This is a genomic window from Sorangium sp. So ce726 (assembly GCF_051521405.1).
Taxonomy (GTDB): domain Bacteria; phylum Myxococcota_A; class Polyangia; order Polyangiales; family Polyangiaceae; genus Sorangium.
On record NZ_CP150349.1, the window covers coordinates 6,775,278 to 6,797,642 of the forward strand.

The 22,365-nt window shown below is 71.2% G+C and carries 18 protein-coding genes and 1 tRNA gene; 9 read left to right on the forward strand and 10 right to left on the reverse strand.

Going from position 1 to position 22,365, the window contains the following annotated elements; genetic code table 11:
* Positions 1 to 12 precede the first annotated feature (12 nt).
* The 7 genes from WME79_RS25220 to WME79_RS25250 form a co-directional block, all read right to left on the reverse strand.
* Complete coding sequence (locus WME79_RS25220) at positions 13 to 1,122, reverse strand: MlaD family protein (protein WP_437519788.1); 1,110 nt, start codon at positions 1,120 to 1,122, stop codon at positions 13 to 15.
* A gap of 35 nt (positions 1,123 to 1,157) precedes the next feature.
* Positions 1,158 to 1,937 carry an ABC transporter ATP-binding protein gene (locus WME79_RS25225; protein ID WP_437519790.1) on the reverse strand — a complete coding sequence of 260 codons (780 nt, stop codon included), beginning with the start codon at positions 1,935 to 1,937 and terminating at the stop codon, positions 1,158 to 1,160.
* A 40-nt stretch (positions 1,938 to 1,977) separates the two neighbouring features.
* Positions 1,978 to 3,738: a single-stranded-DNA-specific exonuclease RecJ gene (gene recJ / locus WME79_RS25230; RefSeq protein ID WP_437519792.1), complete on the reverse strand. Its 1,761-nt coding sequence runs from the start codon at positions 3,736 to 3,738 to the stop codon at positions 1,978 to 1,980.
* Between the two features lie 88 nt (positions 3,739 to 3,826).
* The gene (gene secF, locus WME79_RS25235; protein ID WP_437519794.1) at positions 3,827 to 5,068 is read right to left on the reverse strand and encodes a protein translocase subunit SecF; all 1,242 of its coding nucleotides are present in this window, start codon (positions 5,066 to 5,068) and stop codon (positions 3,827 to 3,829) included.
* A 75-nt stretch (positions 5,069 to 5,143) separates the two neighbouring features.
* Positions 5,144 to 7,297, reverse strand: a complete 2,154-nt coding sequence (secD, locus tag WME79_RS25240) for a protein translocase subunit SecD (protein WP_437519796.1) — start codon at positions 7,295 to 7,297, stop codon at positions 5,144 to 5,146.
* A 55-nt stretch (positions 7,298 to 7,352) separates the two neighbouring features.
* Complete coding sequence (gene yajC / locus WME79_RS25245; protein ID WP_437519798.1) at positions 7,353 to 7,787, reverse strand: preprotein translocase subunit YajC; 435 nt, start codon at positions 7,785 to 7,787, stop codon at positions 7,353 to 7,355.
* 210 nt (positions 7,788 to 7,997) lie between these two features.
* Positions 7,998 to 9,140 carry a transketolase gene (locus WME79_RS25250; RefSeq protein ID WP_437519800.1) on the reverse strand — a complete coding sequence of 381 codons (1,143 nt, stop codon included), beginning with the start codon at positions 9,138 to 9,140 and terminating at the stop codon, positions 7,998 to 8,000.
* 466 nt (positions 9,141 to 9,606) lie between these two features.
* On the opposite strand from WME79_RS25250, the gene WME79_RS25255 reads away from it, so the two are divergent.
* The 3 genes from WME79_RS25255 to infC all read left to right on the forward strand — a co-directional run bounded on the left by WME79_RS25255 (position 9,607) and on the right by infC (position 11,011).
* Positions 9,607 to 9,678, forward strand: a tRNA-Val gene (locus WME79_RS25255).
* A 33-nt stretch (positions 9,679 to 9,711) separates the two neighbouring features.
* Complete coding sequence (locus WME79_RS25260; RefSeq protein WP_437519802.1) at positions 9,712 to 10,047, forward strand: hypothetical protein; 336 nt, start codon at positions 9,712 to 9,714, stop codon at positions 10,045 to 10,047.
* Between the two features lie 238 nt (positions 10,048 to 10,285).
* Positions 10,286 to 11,011 (forward strand): translation initiation factor IF-3, encoded by a 726-nt coding sequence (infC, locus tag WME79_RS25265; protein ID WP_437519804.1) that lies wholly within the window; start codon positions 10,286 to 10,288, stop codon positions 11,009 to 11,011.
* Positions 11,012 to 11,206: 195 nt separating this feature from the next.
* Here infC and WME79_RS25270 read toward each other — a convergent pair whose 3' ends face one another.
* Together WME79_RS25270 and WME79_RS25275 are read right to left on the reverse strand one after the other, a co-directional pair.
* A complete protein-coding gene (locus tag WME79_RS25270) occupies positions 11,207 to 12,745 on the reverse strand; it encodes a serine/threonine protein kinase (RefSeq protein ID WP_437519806.1) in 1,539 nt (512 codons plus the stop codon).
* A 183-nt stretch (positions 12,746 to 12,928) separates the two neighbouring features.
* Entirely contained in the window at positions 12,929 to 13,624 is a 696-nt protein-coding gene (locus WME79_RS25275; protein ID WP_437519808.1) for an SMI1/KNR4 family protein, read from the reverse strand.
* A 127-nt stretch (positions 13,625 to 13,751) separates the two neighbouring features.
* On the opposite strand from WME79_RS25275, the gene WME79_RS25280 reads away from it, so the two are divergent.
* The 6 genes from WME79_RS25280 (at position 13,752) to WME79_RS25305 (ending at position 19,819) form a co-directional block, all read left to right on the forward strand.
* On the forward strand, positions 13,752 to 14,015 hold the full coding sequence (locus tag WME79_RS25280) for a hypothetical protein (RefSeq protein WP_162144007.1): 264 nt from the start codon (positions 13,752 to 13,754) through the stop codon (positions 14,013 to 14,015).
* Entirely contained in the window at positions 14,012 to 15,622 is a 1,611-nt protein-coding gene (locus tag WME79_RS25285) for a hypothetical protein (protein WP_437519810.1), read from the forward strand. Before WME79_RS25280 ends, WME79_RS25285 begins: the two co-directional genes overlap by 4 nt.
* Positions 15,623 to 15,707: 85 nt before the next feature.
* Positions 15,708 to 17,153 (forward strand): PT domain-containing protein, encoded by a 1,446-nt coding sequence (locus tag WME79_RS25290; RefSeq protein WP_437519812.1) that lies wholly within the window; start codon positions 15,708 to 15,710, stop codon positions 17,151 to 17,153.
* 22 nt (positions 17,154 to 17,175) lie between these two features.
* Positions 17,176 to 18,549 carry a protoporphyrinogen/coproporphyrinogen oxidase gene (locus WME79_RS25295; RefSeq protein ID WP_437519814.1) on the forward strand — a complete coding sequence of 458 codons (1,374 nt, stop codon included), beginning with the start codon at positions 17,176 to 17,178 and terminating at the stop codon, positions 18,547 to 18,549.
* A 77-nt stretch (positions 18,550 to 18,626) separates the two neighbouring features.
* Positions 18,627 to 19,193, forward strand: a complete 567-nt coding sequence (locus WME79_RS25300) for an FMN-binding protein (protein WP_437519816.1) — start codon at positions 18,627 to 18,629, stop codon at positions 19,191 to 19,193.
* Complete coding sequence (locus WME79_RS25305; protein WP_437519818.1) at positions 19,190 to 19,819, forward strand: hypothetical protein; 630 nt, start codon at positions 19,190 to 19,192, stop codon at positions 19,817 to 19,819. Before WME79_RS25300 ends, WME79_RS25305 begins: the two co-directional genes overlap by 4 nt.
* An 86-nt stretch (positions 19,820 to 19,905) precedes the next feature.
* On the opposite strand, the gene glgB is transcribed toward WME79_RS25305, so the two are convergent.
* Positions 19,906 to 22,152 carry a 1,4-alpha-glucan branching protein GlgB gene (gene glgB, locus WME79_RS25310; protein ID WP_437519820.1) on the reverse strand — a complete coding sequence of 749 codons (2,247 nt, stop codon included), beginning with the start codon at positions 22,150 to 22,152 and terminating at the stop codon, positions 19,906 to 19,908.
* Positions 22,153 to 22,365 lie beyond the last annotated feature (213 nt).

The following is a 22,365-nucleotide window of genomic DNA, read 5'->3' on the forward strand; positions in this document are numbered from 1 at the left end:
GCGGATGTGCAGCTAGGGCGACGGCGTGGCGCCGCCGACCTGGACCGCGGGCTTCTGCTCGTCCTGCTTGATCGAGTAGCGCACGAGCGCGCGGAGCACGTCGTTGCGCTGCACGTTTCCGAGGAGGCTCTTCATGTCCTCGTAGATCGACGGATCGACCAGCAGGGCGCCGAGGGTCCCCTTGCCCGCCCTCATGTCGTGCACGATCGCCCGCAGATCGCCGGTCATCGCCGTCACGTTGGCGAGCGCCTCGGCGCCGTCACCCTTGCCGCCGTAGAGCGCGTCGTGCGCGAGGCTGTCGCTCTCGCGGATGCCCCGCAGCGTCATGGCGACCTCGTCCGCCGCGTTCCCGAACTGCTGAATCTGCTTCTGCGGGCCGTCGCCGTAGATGACGTCGTGCGCGAACCCCGGCCCCTCCTTGACCCGCGAGACGACCCCCCGCACCTCGCGCACCGTGCTCGCGAGCTCCGTGCTGAGGCGATCGAGGCTTTGTACCGTGCGCGAGATGCGCTCGGCCTCCTCGGGATCGGTCAGGAAGCGGTGCGGGTAGCCTTCGCCCTCGGTCACCTGCTTCATCAGCGTGTTCGCCGAGGCGACCGTCTCGCGGAGATCCCTCTGGAGCTTCTCGTCGGCGATGTTCTCCGAGACCTTCTGGATGTTGTCGAGCGTCGCCTCGGCCTTCTCGGCCATGCCGGTGACCTTGCCCATCACGTCGGTCGGCACCTCGCCGGGGATGTGCCCGCCAGGCGGCACCGAATCCGGGCTCTGCCCCTTCGTGAGCTCCAGCATCTTGTCGCCGAGCAGGCCCTTGTTCGCGATCTGGGCGACGCTGTCCGTCTTGATCCGGCTCGCCTCGCTCTCGACGATCTCGAGCTTCACATAGATCCGGGAGTCCTTCGGATCAGGGCCGTAACCGACCTCAGCGACGTGACCGATGTCGATGCCTCCCATGCGGATGGGCGCGCCCGGCTTCAGCCCCTGCACATCGGCGAAGTTCGTCGTGAAGCCAACGGAGGAATCGAAGAGCCGCCGCTCGTCACCTATCAGGAAAATGACTACGGCGGAGAGTACGAGGCCCGCCAGCACAAAGAGTCCGACCTTCAGATCGCGCGCTCTGCCCATGCAGAAGGGCATCTTGCGCGATCTCGGAGGGATCGTCACGCGCCGAGAAGCGTCTGGACGTCCTCATTCACCGGAGCAGTCCCGGTAATGAAATCGGCGACATGCGGATCGGTGGACGCCCGGAACTCATCCGGAGTGCCGGTAGCGATGACCTCGCCGCGGAAGATCATCGCCATCCGATCCGAGATCGTGAACGCGCTCTTCATGTCGTGTGTCACCACGATGCTCGTCACGTTGAGCGCCTGTTTCAGCCCCTTGATGAGGTGGTTGATGCGCTCGGTGTTGATCGGATCGAGGCCGGTCGTCGGCTCGTCGTAGAGCAGCACCTCGGGCTGCACCGCGATGGCGCGCGCGAGGCCGACGCGCTTCTTCATGCCGCCGGACAGGTCTCCCGGGCGCATCTGCTCGATGCCCGGCAGGCCGACGAGCGACAGCGCCCAGTTGACCCGATCCGCGATCTGCGTCTCGGTCATCTCCTTGCGGTAGTGCTCGTGCAGGCCGTAAGCGACGTTCTCACCGACCGAGATCGAGTCGAACAGGGCGCCGCCCTGGAAGAGCATCGCGATGCGCTGACGCACCCCGGCGATGCGCGACTCACTCAGGCGCGTGATCTCCTCACCGTGAAACTGGATAGATCCATCATCAGCGTCGAGCAGCCGGATGAGCAGCTTGAGCATGACGCTCTTGCCGACGCCCGAGCCGCCCATGATGGTGATCGTCTCGCCCGGGTACACTTCGAGGTTCAGGTCGCGGTAGATGACCTTCGGACCGAAGGCCTTGCGCACACGCGAGAACCGGATCAGCGGCTCAGCCACGCGTTCACGCTAGCACGCCGCGAAGGCCCGCCGCGAACGCTCAGTCGGACGCGGCGACGTGCTCGATCCTGATCTCGACGGCGTCCCCGCCGCGCCAGGCGTCGCGCCGGAGGCGGCCCACCACGTCGACGCGCTTGCCGGTGAACCGCGGCGCGAGCTCGCCCATCTCGAACCCGAAGCACGAGATCTCGCGTCGGGCGAACGTGAGCTCCAGCTTGAGGTGGCCCTTGAGATTCCTCGCGGAGCGCACGGCCGCGCCCGGCACGAGGACGTACGACGGGCGGTTGCCCTCGCCGCACGGCTCGAGCCGCTCGAGATCACGCGCCACGGCCGCCGGATCGTCGCGATCGTCGAGCCGGACGTGGGCGGTCGCGAACGCCGCGGCGGCCGGGAGGTCCTGCTCGCGGAAGGCGTCGCACCACGCTGCCCGGAGCGCCTCGACGCGATCGGCGCGCACCTCGACGCCGGCCGCTGCCTGGTGGCCGCCGAAGCCGACGAGCTCGGCGCGGCAGCGGGTGAGCGCGTCGTGGAGCCGCGCGCCCGCCGGACCGCGCACCGAGCCGCGCCCCTTCGCGCCCTCGAGCGCGATCACGATCGTCGGCTTGCCGTAGCGACCCGTGATCCTGCCAGCGACGATGCCGACCACGCCGGGGTGGAAACCCTGCCGCGCGATGACGATCGCAGGATCCCGATCGAACCCGGCGCGCTCGATCTCGGCGAGCGCGGAGGTCAGCATCTCGTCCTGGATCGCGCGCCGCTTCATCTGCGCCTGCTCCACCGTGGCGGCGAGCGCAGAGGCGGTCACGCCGTCGTGCGCGAGCAGGAGCTCCAGGGAGATGTCGGGATCGCCGAGCCGACCGGGCGCGTTGAGGCGAGGCGCGATCCGGAAGGCGACGTCCTCGGCGGACGCGCCGCGCCCGAGATCGAGGTTGGCGAGCGCCGCGAGCGCGCGGAGCCCTGGACGGGGCCCGGTCTGGAGCACGCCAAGGCCGGCCCGAACGAGCGCGCGGTTGTCGCCGGTCAGCGGAGCGACGTCGGCGACCGTGCCGATCGCCACGAGATCGAGGTAGGGGCGGAGATCGAGCGACGAGCCGAGCTTCTTGCGCACGGCCGCCAGGAGCGAGAGCGCGAGCCCGCACGAGGCGAGCCCCTTGTACGGGAAGCCGCAATCGGCGCGGTGCGGGTTCAGGAACGCGATCGCGGGGAGCGGCTCGGCCGGTACGAGGTGGTGATCGATGACGACGCAGTCGATGCCGGCCGCGCGGGCCGCGGCCAGCCGCTCGTGATCGCTGGATCCGCAGTCGCACGTGATGAGCAGCGTGGGACCGGCGCGCATCACGCGCTCCAGCGCGGGCACCGAGAGGCCGTAGCTGCCCTCGGCGCGCGTCGCGAGGAGCGGCACCACCTGTCCCGAGAGGGCGCGCAGCCCGCCGGTCATGATGGCGGTCGCGGTGATCCCGTCGCAGTCGTAGTCGCCGAAGACGGCGATCCGCTCGCGGGCGCGCACGGCGCGCGCGATCCGCTCCGCGCTCGCCTCGCGATCGGCCATCGCGTCGGGCGACGTGAGGTGCGAGAGCCGCGGGTCGAGGAAGCGCCGGGTCGCGTCGTCAGGCGCCCAGCCGGCCCGGTGCAGGATGTCCGCTACCGTGATCGACAGCCCCAGCTGGCGCGCCATCACGAGCGCCTCGGCGGACGCCTCGCCCGGATCCGCGACGGGCGCGGCGCCCCGCGCGCCGGGCGAAGCCGAGCCCGGCGCCTCGCGCTCGGCGAGCTCCCTCCACGCCTCCGTGGCCGTGCTCATCACAGAAGCGGGTACACCGGCGGGATGGATGCGTCCATGACCTGGGGCGGTTCAGGCCGCGCGGCTCCGCGCGGCCACGGCGAGGCGCTCAGACGACCGCGTCGGCGCGCTTCTGCGTGCGGACGCGGCTGACCTTCTTGCGCTTGCCCGAGCTCGCGCCGAAGAACCGGCGGTCGATCCACTCGGTGAGCGGCGCCGCGACGTAGATCGACGAGTACGTGCCGACGACGATCCCGACGACGAGCGTGAACGCGAAGTCCCGGATGACGCCCGTGCCGTAGAAGAGGAACATGACGAGCGACAGCAGCGTCGTCATGGACACGAGGATCGTGCGCCCGAGCATCTCGGAGAGCGAGAAGTTGATGACGGCCGCGAAGCTCATGTCCCGGTGCTTCCCCAGGTTCTCGCGGATCCGGTCGTAGACGACGACCGTGTCCGTGATCGAGTAGCCGACGATCGTGAGCAGCGCGGCGACCGTGGAGAGGGTGATCTCCCGCTGCGTGATCACCATCGCCCCGAGCGCGATGCCGACGTCGTGCACGAGCGCGACGATGCCGCCGGGCGCGAACCGGATGTCGAACCGGAACGCGATGTACGCCATGATGAAGAAGATCGTGATGGCGATGCTCTTGATGGCCGCGTCGCGCAGCTGCGCGCCGGCCTTCGGGCCGATCCACTCGACCCGGAGCGCCTGCTCCGGCACCTTGTCCGCGCCGAGGTGCTGCCGGAGGCCATCCATCAGCTGGTCGCCCTTCGACTTCAGGTGGAGCTCGACCTTGTGGTCGCGCTCGCTCACGATGAGCGGATTGTTCCCGCCGGCCCTGAGCTCGACCCCCTCGATGCCCTCGAGCTGCTTCTTGATCCCCTCCAGGTCGGGCGTGGTGTCGTAGCGCGTGGAGATCTTGTCGCCGCCGGGGCTGAACTTGACCTCGGTGGCGCGCACCGCGTGCGGGCAGCGGTCCTCGGGGACGGAGCCGTTCTCCGGCGGCAGGCACATCCGATCGCGCACCGCGGCCTTCTGCTGCTCCGACAGGGTCGAGACCTCGTGGACCCGGATGAGGTAGCGGTTCGGGTTGGCCTGATCCGCGACGGACACGATGTCCGGGGAGTCGAAGCCCGCCTTGGTGACGGCCTCACGGACCTCGGCGCTCGAGACCGGAGCCCGGAAGGCGACCTCGACCTCGGTGCCTCCCTTGAAATCGGTCCCGAGCTTCGGCCCCGGCACGATGAACGAGATGATCGACAGGATGAGCAGCACCCCGCTGAGCCCGATGAAGAGCCAGCGCTTGCTCATGAAGTCGAACTGACGGCCAGGTTTGATGAGTTCCATCGTCGTGTCTCAATCGGAGATCCGCTCGCGCGTTCTCCCTCATAAGGTCGGAGATCGGCTCGCGCGCCCCCGTACTCAGCCGAGCGAGAGCGTCTTGATCTTTCGGCCGCGGACCGCCCAATCGAACATCAGGCGGGTGCAGACGACCCCGGTGAACAGGCTGATCGCGATGCCGACGATCAGCGTGATCGCGAAGCCCTTGATGGGGCCGGTGCCGTACTGCGCGAGGATGAGCCCGGAGAGCAGCGTGGTCACGTGGCCGTCGAGGATCGCGCTGAACGCCTTGTCGTAGCCGACGTCGACCGCGGCGCGCGGGCTCTTGCCGGCCCTGAGCTCCTCCCGGATGCGCTCGTTGATCAGCACGTTGGCGTCGACGGCGATGCCCATGGTGAGCACCAGGCCGGCGATGCCGGGCAGCGTCATCGACGCCCCGAACATCGCGAGGACGGCGATCTGCAGGATGAGGTTGAAGACGACGGCGATGTCCGCGATGAGCCCGGCGCGGCTGTAGATCACCACCATGAAGACGACGACGAGCACGCCGCTCGCGATGGCCCCCTTCATGCTCTGCTGGATCGCGTCCTTGCCCAGCGACGGGCCGATGCGCTGCTCGTTCGAGGGGGAGATCGGGGCCGGCAACGCGCCCGATCGGAGCACCAGCTCGAGCTTGCGCGCGTCCTGGAGCTGCTGATCGGGGTTCTGCGAGCCCATCGTGATCTGCGCGCGGCCGCCGCCGATCTTCGTCTGGATGACCGGCGCGCTCTCGACCTTCTCGTCGAGGATGATGGCGAACCGCCGCTTGACGTTCCTGCCGGTGATGTCCTCGAACCGGTCGGCGCCGGTCGGGGTGAAATCCATCGACACGTACCAGCCGCCGAGGCCGCCATCGCGCTGATCCGGGAGCGCCTGCGCGTCGCGCACCATGTCGCCCGTGATCTCGGCCTTGCTGAAGAGGAAGTACGTCCGCCAGCCGATCTCCTCGATGGCGTCCTTCTCCTCGTTGTACTCGTACAGCTTGCCGTAGCCGACCTCGTTGTCCGCCGGGACCTGGAGCGTCCCGACCCACTCGCGCAGCCGCTTCAGCGTGTCGCGCATCTCCTCGTGCTCCGCGCGCACCATCCGCGCGAAGTGGACCGGCTTCGTCTTCCCGGGGCCGACCGGCGCGTTCTCGATCGAGAACGTCAGCCCCTTCGGGAGGTCTTCCTCCTTGGCGCTCCTCGCGATCGGCTCGAAGAAGTCGTGGTCGTCGTCGACCATCTTGAACTCGAGCCGCGCGGTCTGGCTGATGATCTCGCGGATCGTGGTGAACGCGTTCTCGTCGTCGCCGGGGACCTCGATGATGACGTCCTCGTCGCGCGTGGAGACGCTCGCCTCCTTGAGGCCGAGCCCGTCGACGCGGCGGAGCACCGTCTCCTTGGCCTGCGTCACAGCCCGGTCGCGGATGCTGCTCGAGACCTCGTCGCGGATCCGGAACTTCGCCACGCGGCGATCCGCCGAGCGCTGGAGCTGCAGCTCGTGCAGGAACTTCGCCAGGAACTCGTCGTTGATCTTCTCGGAGTCCGCCGGGTCGTTGAACGTGATCGCGATCGTGTCCGCCTGCTCGCGCGACTTCTCGATGCGGAGCTTCGTCTGGAGCTTCTGCATCTCCTCGATCGTCGGCGGCTTGTCGCCCTCGTGGAACCCGAACGACTTCGCGAGCGCCGCGCGCAGGTCGTCGTAGTACCGATCCCGCTTGTCGCTGATCGCCTCGTCGACGTCGACCGTGTAGACGAGGCGGAGGCCGCCCTTCAGATCCAGCCCGCGCACCAGGCGGAACGGGATGTTCGACGTCAGGAAGCGGCTGAACCCGAGCTCGCCCGCCCTCGCCCGGGTCTCCTGCTCCGCCACCTCCTCCGATGAGAGGCCGGTGTGGACGGGGCGGCCGTACCGCTCGTCGTGGTAGGTCGGGTAGATGGCGAGCGCCGAGCCGAGCGCCAGGAAGAGCACGAAGCCCGTCTTTACCCGCCACCCGAAATCGATCCACGGCCCGACGCAGAGCAGCGCCCACGGCACCATCAGGCCGAAGGTCGCGAGGGCCCAGAACACGTGGTAGTGGGCCGCGATCGCAGCGGCGCCGGCGGAGAGTGCCGCCCAGGCGAAGACGCTGCGCTTCGATCGGCTGAGCCAGGCGCCGAGGAGGCACAGGCCGGCGACGCCGGCGAACCCGTACTGGAAGATGTTTAGGAGCATGGAGTGTGGCGCCGCGGGGGCGGTAAAAAAGCTTCCTGTTGGGCCGAGCGCCGGCCTACGACTTCTTTTCCTTCGCCGCGTCGGCGACCTTGGCGTCCGCCGCCGCGACCTCGCCCGGATCGGGGCCCTGGATCGCGCTCTTCAGGACCTGCACGTTCACGCCAGGGGCGATCTCCAGCTTGACCCTGGGGGAGTTCGGGCTGATGTCGATGATCCTGCCGAGGAGCCCGGACTGCGTGACGACCCGGTCGCCCGCCTTGAGGCTCGACTCGAGCTGCTTCTGCTTCTTGCTCTGGCTCCGCGTCATCACGAAGATGAGCAGCAGCGGCAGCGCCAGGATGAGGAACTGGAAGGCCCCTCCGCCGAACGGCGAAGAAGGCGGCGCCTCCTGACCTCCGGACGGCGGCGATTGACCTTCGACCGGCGTCGCGGGCGCATTGCCCGCTCGCCCGGGGGCGGCGTTCGGCTGGAACCAGTTTGAGCTTGCCAAGGTGACGCGTGTCTCCGGGCCCCGACGGGCTCGCCCGCAATTTGCGGGCCTCTCCCAACCCCCCGGGGCCCGCCTCCATACCCAGGATCCAGGGGTCGCGCAAGGAGCTAGGCGGGCAGGCTCACCCGGGCGTCCGGGGAATGCAGCCTGACGGCCCTTTCCGCGCTTGCGTTCTCTTCCGCTCTTCCGCCCTTCCGCTGCCGCGCGGCGTCAGCCGTCGCTGCCGAACACGATGTGCCGGCGAGCGCGCTCCCCGCTCGCGATCTCCGCGAGCGAGAGGCGCACGTCGCGTTCGGTGATGGTGCCGTCGATCGTCGCGAACGTCGCGGAGAGGATCGGCGGGATGCGCCCGACGCTGGGGAAGCCCGGCGCCCAGGTGAGCGCGTCCGCGAACGCTGCCTTCACCCCGGCGGCGACGGGCCCGTACGGCGCGAGCGGCACGTCGAGCGGCTCCAGGACCACGATGGCCTTGGCCCGCGCGAGCGTCTTCACCACGTCGGCGCCGAAGAACGGGCGGAGCGCGCGCACGCCCACGAGGCCGACGCGCCGGCCCTGCGCGCGCAGGCTGCGCACGACCTCGCGGGCCGCCGGGAACGCGCAGCCCACGACGACCATGATCTCCTCCGCGTCCGCGGTGTCGACGCGCTCGATCGCGCCGAGCGGCCTGCCGGTCAGCTCGCAGAGCTCCCGCATTGCGCTGGCGAGCGCGAACGGAACGCGCGCGCAGAAGCCCCGCTCGGCCCGCTTCCGGACGACGCCACGCCCCTGCGGGCGAGGCCCCCCGTCGCCATCGCTCTCGCCCGGCGCTGCGTCGGTGAAGGTCGGCGCGCTCCGCTCGGAGCCGAGGAAGCGCGCCGCGAGCTCGCGCGCCCCGCCGAGAGCCGACACGTCCGACGGCAGCGCGTCGACGAGGTGCAGGAACGGCGTCTCGCTGTCCTCGGCGGCGCGCCGCGCCACGAGCGTCATGTCGGCCGCCTCCTGGCTGCTCCAGGTCACGAGCACCCCCGCGCCGACGTCGAGCGCAGGCGCGAGCTCGTCGCGCCCGACGGCGAGCCCGCCGCGCCGCTCGATGACGTGCACGGTGACCGGCGTCCGCACCGCCGCCGCCTCGCCGAGCGCGGCGAGCGCCCCGACGAGCTCGTGGGCGCCCAGCACCACGCTCGCGCGCTGCCCGGCGCGCGTGCGCGCAGCGGCGCCGCGGATCGCCTCGGTGGCGCACGCGGCGCGCTCGATCGGCAGATTGCCGGGCACCGCCGCGTGCGCGGCGAACAGCGCGCTCCCCGCGGCCACCTCGACATGTGCGATCACCGCCGCCGGATCCGGCGGCGAGCCTAGACCGTCAGGTCCTGCCATCCCATCGTTCGTCGCCCGAGCCGCACGCGAGGTCAAGCGCGAGCGCGATCGGCCTCCGCGCAGCGACCGGCCTGAAGTAGCGCGGCGATCGCGATTGTCGGTGTCCGGACGTAACTCCGAGAATTCACGCTCCCACCGCGCAATGAGCTTCCGCCGCGCGCCGCTGCCGAGCGGTCGCTCGCCCGGCGCGTCGAGCACGCCGTAAGCACGCCGTAGAAGCCTGCCGCGCCAGGCCTGTGGCTGCGCCGGCCTCGTCGACCCATCGACGGCATCGACGGTTCGGCGAGCCGGCTGCTCGACAAGGCGGGGGAGCGAGGACGGCCGCCGCCCGAGCCTTCACCGGGAATCCGTCACCAGGCCGCCACGACAAAAGCGACCCCACGAAACATATCGCTTGACGGACCTCGCCCCCCTTGATAGGAGGCGCTCTCCGTTTCGTCGGCCTCGGGCCGAGCGGGCGGGACATAGGCGCGTAGCTCAGTGGTAGAGCACTACCTTGACACGGTAGGGGTCGCCGGTTCGAAACCGGCCGCGCCTACAAATCAGCAGGTGACCTAGCCTGCGAGGTTTCATGGCCATCGATCAGACAGCCCTGGCCGCTTCGGCGGCCCGCACCACGGTGCGCAAGGCTCTCGCCGACGACATCGCCAAGAACCGCCCCATCCTCGGCGCTCACGTCAACGGGCGCCTCATCGATCTTCACACACCCTTCTACTGCGACGACTCGGCCCGGCTCGGGCCGGTCCGGACGAGCGCTCCGGATGGCCTTTCGGCGAACGTCGTGGCCGCCCCGCGGTCGCGCGATCTCGACAAGGCCCTCGGAGCGATGCCGCTCGAGGAGCTCGCCGACCGGCGAGCCGCGGAGTCGAAGCTCCCCCGGCTCGCCGTGAGCGCATCGGGTTCGTGACCTGCCGCTCCGGCCGGCCTCTCTCGCCCGGCAGGCCCTTCCCCACCCCCGTCGAGCCCGGCGCGCCATGGCCCGGAGCGCCCATGCGCCACGGCGCTCGTCCTGCTTGCTGCCGTTGCCTGCGGCGCAGAGTCAGGCGACATTGTCGTGGTGATGGACGCCACGACCGGGCTCGGTCGCGAAGCGGCGGCCCGTCGCTTTCAAGAGCACAGAACACAAGGAGGCAGCGAAATATCACATGGCGATGAGACGCTTCGACCCTCGGCAGGCCCAGCGGGGGCCGCAGATCCGCATCAACCAGCGCATCCGCGTCCCGGAGATCCGCGTCATCGGTGATGATGGCGAGATGCTCGGCATCATGCAGACCCACGAGGCGCTGCGCCGAGCACAGGAGAAGGGGCTCGACCTCGTCGAGGTCAACCCGAAGGCGGATCCCCCGGTCTGCAAGATCCTCGACTTCGGCAAGTACAAGTACGACGAGAAGAAGAAGGCCCGCGAGGCGAAGCGCAAGCAGAGTGTGGTGGAGATCAAGGAGATCAAGCTCCGTCCCAAGACGGACGACCACGATCTCGAGTTCAAGACCAGAGCTGCGCATCGGTTCCTCGGCGCAGGCCACAAGGTGAAGTTCACGGTGCGCTTCCGCGGCCGCGAGATCACCCACCCGGAGAAGGCGCAGGAGCAGCTCGACTGGATCGTCCAGCACTGCGAGGAGATCGCGAACGTCGAGGTGCGCCCCATGATGGAGCAGCGCACGATGACGCTGATGATGGCGCCCAAGCCGGCGATCCTGCAGAAGGTGGCCCAGGCCCGCGCCGCCGCCGAGAAGGCGCGTCAGAAGGCGATCCAGGAAGGGCGCGCCGCTCCTGCCCAGGACGACACCGAGGAAGAGGAGATCGAGAAGCTCGAGAGGGAGCTCGAGGAGCAGGACGACGAAGAGGACGACGAGGCGGAGGGGACCGAGTAACGCATCCGGCGAGAGAGCGCGCCACGACGCCGATCACGGTGCGGCGCGCCTCGCAGGGGCGGCGTGTCGTCGCGTGTTGACCCGCGCTGACATGCGCTGAGCGCTCGTGCGCTGGGCACCTCGCCCGCCGCGCGGCACGCAGCGCGCCCATGGCTCGGCCGTGGGCGCCGCAGGGAGCACGCTCCCTTCGCCGGGTCAGTGCGGGATCAGGCCGCCGAACCACGCGCCTGCGGCGAGGGCGGCCAGCGCGGCGACGAGCAGCACGGCCTTCACCGCGCCGCCCCCGGTCCTGGCGGGAGCAGCCAGATCCAGCTCCAGGTCGCGCGGCGCGGCCGGGACGAGCGGCGCAATAGGCGCCGGCGTGGGCGGCGCAGGGCGCTGCACCTCGGGTACGGGCTGCGGGGAGGCCAGGGTCGGCACGGCTCGCCTCTCAAGCGGCGGATGCGCCGGCGGGGGCGGTGCGAGCAGCGCCCCCGCGGGCCTGGACGAGGGGGCCCTGGAGGAAGGGGCAAGCGGAAGGCCGAACCCCGTCTCCTCGAGCGCGGCGAGGTTGCCCTCCTCGACCGACACGGTGGCGAGGGACCGCCGCATGACGTCCTCCCCCGGCGCCGAGAGCTTGTCCCCCGGCGCCGAGAGCTTGATCTCGTCGGCCCACTTGCCGATGTCCTCGAAGGCCGAGATCTTGAGCGGCTCGTTCAGGCGCGTGGTGCTCGGCGCCGCCTTGTCGTCCGGGAGCGACGTGAACTCGAGCAGCGTCTCCTCGATGAGCCGGTCGATGAACGACGCCTTGTCCGACGTGGGAGCCCGCTTGCGGAGCGCCATGGCGCTGCGGACGTGCTCGGCGATGTCATAGGCGCTGACGGGCCTGCCGAACCTGTACAGGAAGGTCGTGAGATCCCGGCCGAGCTCGCGCGCCGAGCTATAACGTTCGCCGGGATCGCGGGCCAGCGAGCGGGCGATGATGCGATCGAGCTCGGGGGGAACCGCCTTGTTGCTCTCGGAGAGCGGCGGGATCTGCGCCTGCTGCACGAGCTTGACCGTCTGGTAGTCGGTGTCGCCGAGGAAGAGCCGCTTCCCGGAGAGCATCTCCCAGAGGATCGCGCCGAGCGCGAAGATGTCGGTGCGGTGATCGACCTCCTGGCCCTGCGCGGCCTCGGGCGAGAGGTAGCTGAACTTGCCCTTGATGATCCCGGCCTCGCTCTTCTCGAGCTGGCTCGTCGCCTTGGCGAGGCCGAAGTCGACGATCTTCACCTCGCCGTACTTCGTGATGAGCACGTTCGGAGGCGACATGTCCCGGTGGACGATCTGGAGCTGGTGCCCGTCGGCCGCCTTGAGCTCGTGGGCGTACGTGAGCCCCTCGCAGAGCTTCGCCGTGATGAACACGGCAGACTCGACCGGGAGCGTGCGCCCGGCCTTGCGCATCGATTCGAGGACCGCCTTCAGGTCGGCGCCGTCCACGTACTCCATCACGATGAAGTACGCGTTGTCGCCGACGCCGATGTCGAACACCTGCGCGACGTTGGAGTGGGAGAGGTGCGCAGACAGCCGCGCTTCGTCGAGGAACATCGCGATGAAGCGCTTCTTCTCGCTGAGGTGCGGGAGCACGCGCTTGATCGCGACCTGCTTCTTGAACCCCTCGATCCCGGCGCTCTCCGCCAGGAAGACCTCGGCCATGCCGCCCGAAGCTAGCCGCTCGATGACCCGGTAGCGCTGCTGCTGGTGGGCTTCCGTCATGGTCCACCTAGTACACCACGTCCCACGCTGCGCGCGGAAACAACCGGCTCGTCTTCATCGGAGTCCGCGGGCGATGCGCGCAAAGAGTGCGGCCCGCAACGAGCGCGCGCGCGCCCTCCCTATCCCCCCGGACGTAGCCTGATGCGGGCATCGCAGCGGCCGGGCTCGGGAGGCGAGGCTCGCTCAGCCCGTGAGCGCGCTCCGCATGAGCGGGCGAGGTGCAGGTGTGAGCGGCACCGCCACAGCGCGCACGCGGCTCCTCGACGCGACCGCGCCGCGCGCGAGCGCCGCGGGCTCGATCTGTGCGACCTGTGCGACGGCGCGCCTCCGGCGATCGTCCAGCTCCGCGGCGAGCATGTCCTTCACCATGTCGAGGAGCTCCGGGAAGCCCGACAGGCGCAGCCCGACGTCGTTCGTCCAGAGGATGATCTCGAGCTCTCCGTCAGGCGTCCTCACCTCGGGATCCCACGCGAAGACCGTCTCGGCCGCCGCGTCGATGCCGAACGGGACGAGCGCGCTCCGCGCGCCATAGCGTCCGCGCACGGTCGCCGGCGCGCCGTCGCGCTCGCCCGCGCCGCGCACCTCCTCGCCGTCGCAGTGCTCGAGCACCATCCGCCCGACGTCCATGTACGAGCCGCGCGCGAGCGCGCGAACCCCGAGCAGGCTGGCGCCGGCGAACAGCTGCGGCCAGCCGTCGTGCCGCGAGAGCAGCTCCCGGTAGCTCGGCGGCAGCGCCATCCCGAGGCGCCGCTCGACGCCGGCGATCGCCTCCTCGGAGGCCCCGGCCGGCGGCGCGATCGGCATTCCCCGCCGTGGATCCATCCGCGCGAGCTCCAGCTTGAGCGCGCGGATGCGGTGCATCGACTCGAGCCACTCCATGCGCGCGACCCTACGCGCGCAGCGGCGGAAGGAGCAAAAAACGAGCGACGCTCCGCCCCGCCGCGCAGGCGCAACTCGGGAGACACACGTGCTTGACAGTCATTTGGGTCAGCGGCACGGTGCTTGCGTGGCTGGCTTGGGCTCCTGGGCATCGCTTCGCACTGCGTTCGTCGTGGCGGGCGCCACGTTCGTCGTCGCGTCGCTCGCGACCGCGTGCCTCGACTACGCGGGCGAGGAGCTGTTCGACCAGTGCGACACGCCGGCCGCGCCGCTCCCCGGCTCGGGGTCCGGCTCGGGCGCCACCACCAGCGCCGGGGCGGCCAGCGTGGATCAGCCGGACTGCGGCGCGCCGACGCACGCGCCTGGCTCGGGATCCGGCTCGGGCTCGTGAGGGAGGAGCGGCGCGATCTCCTCGCGCTCGCCGCGCTCACCGCCGCCGCGCTCACCTCGCGCCTGCTCTTCCGCATCGATCACGACGAGGACATCGACGCGCTGCGGTTCGCGCTCGGCGTGGAGCGGTTCGACGTGGCCGCGCTCCGCCCGCACGCGCCGTACTACCCCGTGTTCATCGCGGCGGCGAAGGGGCTCACGCTGCTCGGCGCGACGCCACGCGCGGCGCTCGCCCTCGTCAGCGCCGCGTCGGGCGCGGCCACCGTCGCCTTCACCGCCCTGCTCGCGCGCGACGTCGCCGGGCGGCGCGCAGCGGTGTTCGCCGGGGTCCTCGCGCTCGCCTCGCCGTTCCTCTGGCTGTCGTCCGAGAAGCTCCTCAGCGACATGGCCGGCACCGCGGCGGTGACCGCGGCGCTCTGGCTGTGCGCCCGCGCGAGGCGCCTCCGCGGCGCGCAGATCGCCGCTCCCGCCGCGCCGCTGGATGCCGCCGCCGCGGCGGCGCGCACGCGCACCTGGGCGCTCGTGTTGCTCGGCGTCGGGCTCGGCGTTCGGCTCTCTTACTTCCCGTTCGCGCTCGCCTGCATCGCCGTCATCGCCCGCGGCGAGGGCGGCCGCCTCGCGTGGCTCGCGCGCGGCCGCGACCTCGCGGCTGGCGCGCTCGCGTGGCTCGTGCCGCTCGTGCTGATCGCGACGCCGCGCGACCTCGTCGCGACGACGTGGGTCCAGGGGCTCGGGCACTTCACCCGCTGGGGAGGGACGGCGATCACCGTCTCGTCGCCGCTCGATCGCCTCCGCGGCGTGATCTGGGGGATCTGGGCCAACGGGCTCGGCGGAGCGTGGCCTGACGCGCCGGCGGCGCGCTGGCTCGGCGCGCCGCTGCTGGTCGCGCTCCTCGCTGCGGGCGCGCTCCGCGTCGCGTCGCTCCAGCGGGCCGCGCGCGCGCTGCGCGAGCAACCCGAGCTCTGGGCCTCCGCGTTCGCCTACTTCCTCTGGGCGCTCCTCGGGCAAAACATCGCCTACAAGCCGCGGCACTGGCTCCCGCTCGTCCCGCTCCTCCTCGTCGCCATGGCCGCCGGCGCAGCGGCCCTCTCGGCAGCGCGCCCCGCGGCGGAGGGCGCTCCGTGCCGACGCGCGCTCGGCGGCGCCGCGCCCTTCGCCCTCGTCGCGGCCCTCGCGGCGCAATGGCTCGCCGACGCGATCTCGCTCGCTCGCCAGCACGAGGCGCCCTCGCCGGCGGCCGCGATCGTGCGCTTCCTCCGCGACGCTGGCGAAGAGCAGCGCCCGGTGCTCACGCGCGACCTCGACCGGATGATCCAGGAGGGCGCGCCAGGCCGGCTGCCGGTGCGCGCCGGCGATGACGCCGCGCTCGTCCGCGGCGTCGAGCAGGCCGGGCCGGGCGGCGCGCTCATCACCAGTGAGGCGCTGTCGCAGCAGGCGCGCGACGCGCTCGCAGGCCGCGGTTACACGATCGCGATCCGCTTCGCGCGCCCGCGCTCGCGTTACGTCGACGCGCTGTGGAGCGACCTCGCCCTGCTCGAGGCGCTGCCCGCCGGACCTCCGGCAGGCGGCGCGCTCTCACGCGCGCCCCACGGCGCGCCCCCTCGCTGAAAACGAGGTTGACCTCCGTTTTCAAGGGCGCGCAGACTCCCGCCCCCCCGGGCTCCCGGTCCTCGTCATGAAAGCGATCTCGTCCTTGTGGCCTCGCTCCGCGGGCGTCGTCCTCGGCGCGCTGCTGCCCTTCACCGCCGCCGCGCAGCCCGCGCCTGCCACGCAGCCGGCGCCCGCCGCACAGCCGGCGCCCACCACGCCGCCCGCGCTTACCGCGCAGCCGACACCCACCGCCCAGCCGGCGCCCACCGCGCAGCCGGCACCCACCGCCCAACCCACGCCGGACGGCCCGGTCCTCGACCTGCCCCCCGAGCACGCCGCGCCGCCGCCGGAGCCCCGGAAGCCCGCCGTCGGTCTCGGCGCCGGAGAGGCGCCCGAGCATGAGCTCATCCGCGGCCTGACCGAGCAGCGGTTCCGCAGCGCCGGGGCGAGCGCCAGCAGCACCTCCGTCGGCGGCTACGGCGAGGTGCAGGTCCGCGGCACGACGACCGGCCGCGAGGGCGAGCGCGCGTGGGTCGCCGACATCCCCCGGCTCGTGCTCTTCGTGGCGCACGAGTTCACGGCCGACATCCGGTCCTACGTCGAGCTCGAGGTGGAGCACTCGATCTCCTGCGCGAGCTGCCCGGGCGCCGCGGAGCTCGAGCAGGCATACCTCGAGTGGAACGCTGTAGGCCGCGCCCTCGGGCTGCGCGCGGGCCTCGTGCTCGTCCCGATGGGGATCATCAACCAGTGGCACGAGCCGCCGGTGTTCCACGGCGTGGTCAGGCCCAAGGTCGACACAATCGTCATCCCCTCGACGTGGCGCGAGATCGGGATCGGCGCGTTCGGGCAGCCGCTCGACTGGCTGCGCTTCGAGGCCTACGCCATGACCGGCCTCGATCCGCTCGGCTTCCGCGCGGGCGGCCTCGCCGGCGGGCGGCAGAACGGCGGGCTCGCCCGCGCCAACGCATGGGCGGCCGTCGCCCGCGTCGAGGCCGAGCCGCTGCTCGGGGTCGTCGCAGGCGCGTCGGTGTACGCGAGCGACGCTGGTCCGAACGGCGAGGGCAAATTCTTCCTTCGCGATGGCACCCCGGTGGATCTCTCGGTCCCGGTCCTCGGCTGGTCGCTCGACGCGCGCTGGCGCAGGAGCGGCCTGGAGACGAGGATCCTGTTCGCCGAGTGGCACCTCCCCGAGGCGCGCGCCCTGATGGTCTCGTTCAACGAGAGCGGCGCGCCGAACTTCATCGATCCCACGAGCCCCGTGGCCTCCCGGATCCGCGGCGGCTATGTCGAGGCTGCGTTCGACGTGCTCCGCCCGCTCGGCGTGGGCCACGAGCTCCTGCCGTTCGCGCGCGTCGAGGCGTACGACACGCAGTCCGCGGTGCCCGAGGGCTACAAGGCCAACGCCTCGTACGGCGTCCGCGAGCTCACGCTCGGCGCCTCGTACCGGCCGACCCAGGGGGTCGTGGTGAAGGCCGACTACCAGCTGCGCGACCGCACCCTCGGGTTCGACCAGACGCAGCTCAATTTCGGCCTCGGGTTCATGTACTGAGCGCGCCGAACGCGGGCACACCATGTCACTCCGCCCAGACGACGCCGGGCCCGAGCGCCTCGTGGTCGGCGCCGGCATCTCCGGCCTCTACGCCGCGCTGCTGCTCGCGCGAGCCGGCCGGCGCGTGCGCCTCCTGGAGCGCGCAGCGCGGGCCGGCGGGCTCGCGGGCGCCGAGACGTTCCGCGGCCTGCCGTGCGATCTCGGCTCGCACCGGCTCCACCCGGCCGCCCTCGATCAGCCGCTCTTCCGCGAGGTGCACGCGCGCTCCCCGTTCCTCTCGCGCCCGCGCCGCGGGGTGCTCGTGCTCGGCGGGCGCCACGTCCCCTACCCGCCGAGCGCGCCCTCGATGCTCCGCGCGCTCGGCCTGCGCGCCGGCGCCGCCATGGGCCTCGGGTTCGTGGCGCAGCGCGGCCGCCGCGCGGCCTTCGCCCGCTGGGAGCACGACCGCGCCCTCGCCGGCGAGGACGTCGGCTTCGAGCGGTTCGTGCGCGACCGCGTCGGCGCGGCGGCCTACGCGTCGTTCTACCGGCCCTACGCCGAGAAGGTCTGGGGCATCCCGCCGTCCGAGCTCTCCCAGAGCGTCGCGAAGAAGCGGATCAGCACGACGACCCCGCTCGCGCTGTTCAAGGGGCTCGCCCGCGATCGCGGCGGCGCGGCGGCGGATCTCGCGCGGTTCATCTACCCGCCGGCGGGCATCTCGTCGCTCATCACGTACCTCGAGGCGCGCCTCGCGGAGGCCGGCGTCAAGGCCGAGTGCGGGACCGCCTTCGATCTGGCCGGGGCGGGCGCGCGCGCCGGCGTGGCGCCGATCCTGTTCGCTGGTGATCTCGCGGATCTCGTGCCCGACGCGCCCCTCGAGCACCGCGGGCTCTACCTGGTCTACCTGGCGTACCCGCGCGCGCGGCTCGGCGCCCCGGAGACGTACTACTGCCCCGACCCGCGCTTCTGGTTCGGCCGCGTCTCCGAGCTGCAGAACTACGCGCCCGATCTCCGCCGCCCGGGCGAGACGGTGCTGTGCGTCGAGATCCCCGAGGGGGCCTGGGGGAGCGGGCGCGACTTCGCCTCGGGCCCGCCGCTCGAGGCGCTGCTCGACCAGCTCGTGCGCGCGGGCATCGCCCCGCGCGGGGTGGCGCCGATCGAGGCCCGGCAGCGCTTCGTGCCCCGCGTGTACCCGCTCTACCGGCGCGGCTGGCTGCGGGACTGGCGCGCCGCGATGCGCCGCGCCGCCGCGCTCGGCGTGGTCCCCTTCGGGCGGCAGGCGCTCTTCCTGCACTGCAACCTCGATCACTGCGCCGCGATAGCGGCCGACGCGGTGGCGCACGTCGAGGCCGGCCGCAGCCCGGAAGCGTGGGCGCTGAACGCCGAGCGCTACCTGGACGTCCAGGTGCGCGATTGAAGCCTGCGCGCCGCAAATCCGCGGCCCAAACGCCGTTGACTTTGACTTTCACGAATGACAGCTTCGTCGGAGCCTTGATGCGTCCTTCTCGTGACCTCCGTACCGCCCACTTCGCTGCAGCAGCGGCGCTCACGTTCATCCTGGCGGCGCTGCCCGCCCACGGCGCGACGTACTGGACGGTCCCTGCTGTCCTGAAGAGCTTCTTCGCGAGCTCGAAGAAGGTCGGTTATCGCAAGGTCGTCCTCGACGACGCAGAGGCGCAGGAGCTCGGCAAGAAGCTGGGGGCGCCGGTCAAGCGCGAGTGGGTGGTGTACGTCGCGGAGTCCGAGGGCAAGATCGACGGCTACGCGATCAAGGACGAAGAGAAGGGGATGCACGAGCCGATCGACTTCGCCGTGCAGTTCTCGACGGCCGGCGCGGTGGGGCGCATCGAGATCCTCGAGTACCGCGAGGCGTACGGCGACGAGGTCCGCGGCGATCGCTTCCGCGCCCAGTTCCGCGGCAAGACCGCGGGCGACCCGATCACCGCGGGCAAGGACATCGACATCGTGTCGGGCGCATCCATCTCGTCCCGCTCCGTGGCGCTCGGCGTCAAGCGCGACACGCTCGTCCTCCAGCTCGCGCTGAAGCGCGGCGCTCTGTGAGGGATTTCACAGCTTCAGCCGGTCGGCTGAGGTCGCTCTCGCTCGGCGCGAAGCTCCTCTACTCGGCGTTCGCGCTCGCGTCGATCATCGGGCTGCTCGTGTCGTGGCGACTCTACGGGGCGATGGTGCAGGACGCGGGGGCCGCCGCGTACTACGCGGGCGCGGCCGTCTCTGCGCCGCCACCTGCCCCGACCCAGGCGCCCTCCGCGGCCGAGGGGCCCGCGCTCGATCTGGGCCCGGAGCTCGAGCTCCCCGGAACGCCGGAGGCGCCACGCGTCCTTGTCGAGCAGATCTCCGAGCGGAAGCTGCTCGAGGTGACCCATTTCCACCTCTTCTCCGTGCCGGTCTACGTGCTGATCCTCGCGCACCTCTGGCTGCTCGCGCGCCTGCCGTCGTGGCTCCACACCGCGGGCGTCGCGGCCGCCGTCGTCACGAGCGGGCTGCACATCGCGGCGCCATGGCTCATCCGGAGCGCGCCCGGCGCCGCGGCGCTGATGCCCATCTCCGGCGTGGCGATGCTGCTGTCGCTCGGCGCCATGGCGGTCGTCTCGACCGTGGACATGTGGCTGCCGAGGCGCGCGCGGCGAGGCGAGGCAGCGCCGGCCGACGAAGCCCAGGCCCAGTAAACCAGCGCGCGCCCCGCGCGGAGCGCGCTCGCCCCGACGAGCAACGGCGCCCTGGGTGCCTAGATACCAGGGCGCCGGATGAGGTCTCAGCCCGGCGCGTCCCGCTCGGGGACGAGCCAGAGCACCCCGAGCGGCGGGAGCGACAGCACGATGGATTGGGGGAACCCGTGGCTGGGGACGTCCTCGACCTCGACGCGACCCAGGTTGCCCACGCCGCTGCCGCCGTACTGGACCGCATCGGTGTTGAGCACCTCCAGGTAGGCGCCGCGCCGCGGGACGCCGATCCGGTACGGATGGCGCGGGACCGGCGTGAAATTGCCGATGAACACGACGTGCGTGCCCGAGGGCGACATCTGATCTCCCGCGCCGTCCCCGTAGCGGATGAACGAGATCACGGTCTGCATGTGGTCAGTGCAGTCGATCCACCGGAAGCCGTGGTGCTCGTCGTCGAGCTCGTACATCGCCGGATACTTCTTGTAGAGCGCGTTGAGCTCCGTCACGAGCCGCTTGAGCCCCGCGTGCTCGGGCACCGAGAGCAGGCCCCAGTCGAGCTCCGTCTTCTCGCTCCACTCGGCGAACTGACCGATCTCGCCGCCCATGAAGAGCAGCTTCTTGCCCGGGTGCGCCCACATATAGCCGTAGAGCGCGCGCAGGTTCGCCAGCATCTGCCAGTAGTCGCCGGGCATCTTCGAGAGCAGCGCCCGCTTGAGGTGCACGACCTCGTCGTGGCTCAGCGGCAGGAGGAACTTCTCGGAGAAGGCATAGATGAGCCCGAACGTGAGCTGGTGGTAGTGGAACGCGCGGTGGATGGGCTCGTGCTTGAAGAAGTCGAGCGTGTCGTGCATCCACCCCATGTTCCACTTGAAGTCGAAGCCGAGCCCGCCGACATACGTCGCGTGGGTCACCGACGGCCAGGCGGTGGACTCCTCCGCGCAGATGATCGCGCCCGGACAGCGCTCGTGCACCCGGTTCGACAGCTCCCGGATGAAGTCGATCGCCTCGATGTTCTCGCGGCCGCCGTACCGGTTCGGCACCCAGTCGCCGCCCTGCGCGGCGTAGTCGAGGTAGAGCATCGAGGCGACCGCGTCGACCCGCAGGCCGTCGATGTGGAACTGGTCGAGCCAGTAAAGCGCGTTGGCCACAAGGAAGTTCCGCACCTCGTGGCGGCCGTAGTTGAAGATGTACGTGTTCCACTCGCGGTGCTCGCCGAGGCGCGGGTCGAGGTGCTCATAGAGCGCCGTGCCGTCGAACCGCCCGAGCGCCCACGCATCCTTGGGGAAGTGCGCGGGGGTCCAGTCGAGGATCACGCCGATCCCCCGCTGGTGGCAGCGGTCGATGAAGTAGCGGAGGTCGTCGGGATCGCCGAAGCGGCTGGTCGGGGCGAAGTAGCCCGCCACCTGGTAGCCCCACGACCCGTCGAAGGGGTGCTCCATGACCGGCATGAGCTCGATGTGCGTGAAGCCGAGCTCGGCCACGTACTCGACGAGGTGATCGGCGAGCTCGCGGTACGTCATCCAGCGCATCCCGCCCTCGTACGGCGGGCCCTCGCCCGGCACGCGCCGCCAGGAGCCGGCGTGGACCTCGTAGATCGTGATCGGCTTCTTGCGGGAGTCGAGCTTGCCGCGCTCCTGCATCCAGTCGCCGTCCTGGAACGTATAGCGGCTCGTGTAGACGCGCGAGGCGGTGGCCGGCCGGAGCTCCATCGCCTGGGCGACGGGATCGGTCTTCACCGTGATGTGCCCCTCCGGCGTCTTGATCTCGTACTTGTAGACCGCGCCCTCGCCGAGGCCCGGGATGAAGAGCTCCCAGAAGCCCTCGCCCATCCGGCGCATCGCGTGGCGGCGGCCGTCCCAGTAGTTGAAGTCGCCGAGGACGCTCACCCGCCGCGCGTTCGGGGCCCAGACCGCGAACGATGTCCCGGAGACCCCGTCCACCTCGCGCACGTGCGCGCCGAGGACGCGGTAGAGCTCCCAATGCCGCCCCTCGGCCAGGAGGTGGCGATCGATGTCCCCGAGCGTCGGCGGCATCGAGTACGGGTCGAGCTCCACCGAGGAGTTGCCGTCCGCGAAGCGCAGCTCGAGCTGGTACCGGAAGCGTCCGTCCGCGGGGTAGGACACGCCGGGGAAGCGCGCCTCGAAGATACCTGCGGGGTGGACGCGCTCCATCGGCTGCCTCCGGAGCCTGGGGTCGCTCGGGACCACCGCGATCTCGGTGGCGTCCGGCCGAAAGACGCGGACCACCAGGTCGTCCTCGTCTTCGTGCGCGCCGAGCACGTGGTGCGGATCCGGATGCTCGACTGCCGCGATGAGATCGAGTTCTCGTTGTTCCAACATGTCGGGGTCCGCCTATAGCGGCTCCACTCGCCGACGTCATGCCGAGAGTCCGCCCGAGACGCCGACCAGGCTCACCCGGGCACACCGGCGCGGCCTGCGGCGCCGGTCCCCCCTGGCGCAACCACGGTGTGCTCACCATTTGTCCGCAACGCAACAGCGGATGTCGGGGGCTGGATCGACCGCGCGCACGCCGAAAATCGTCGGGATTCATCG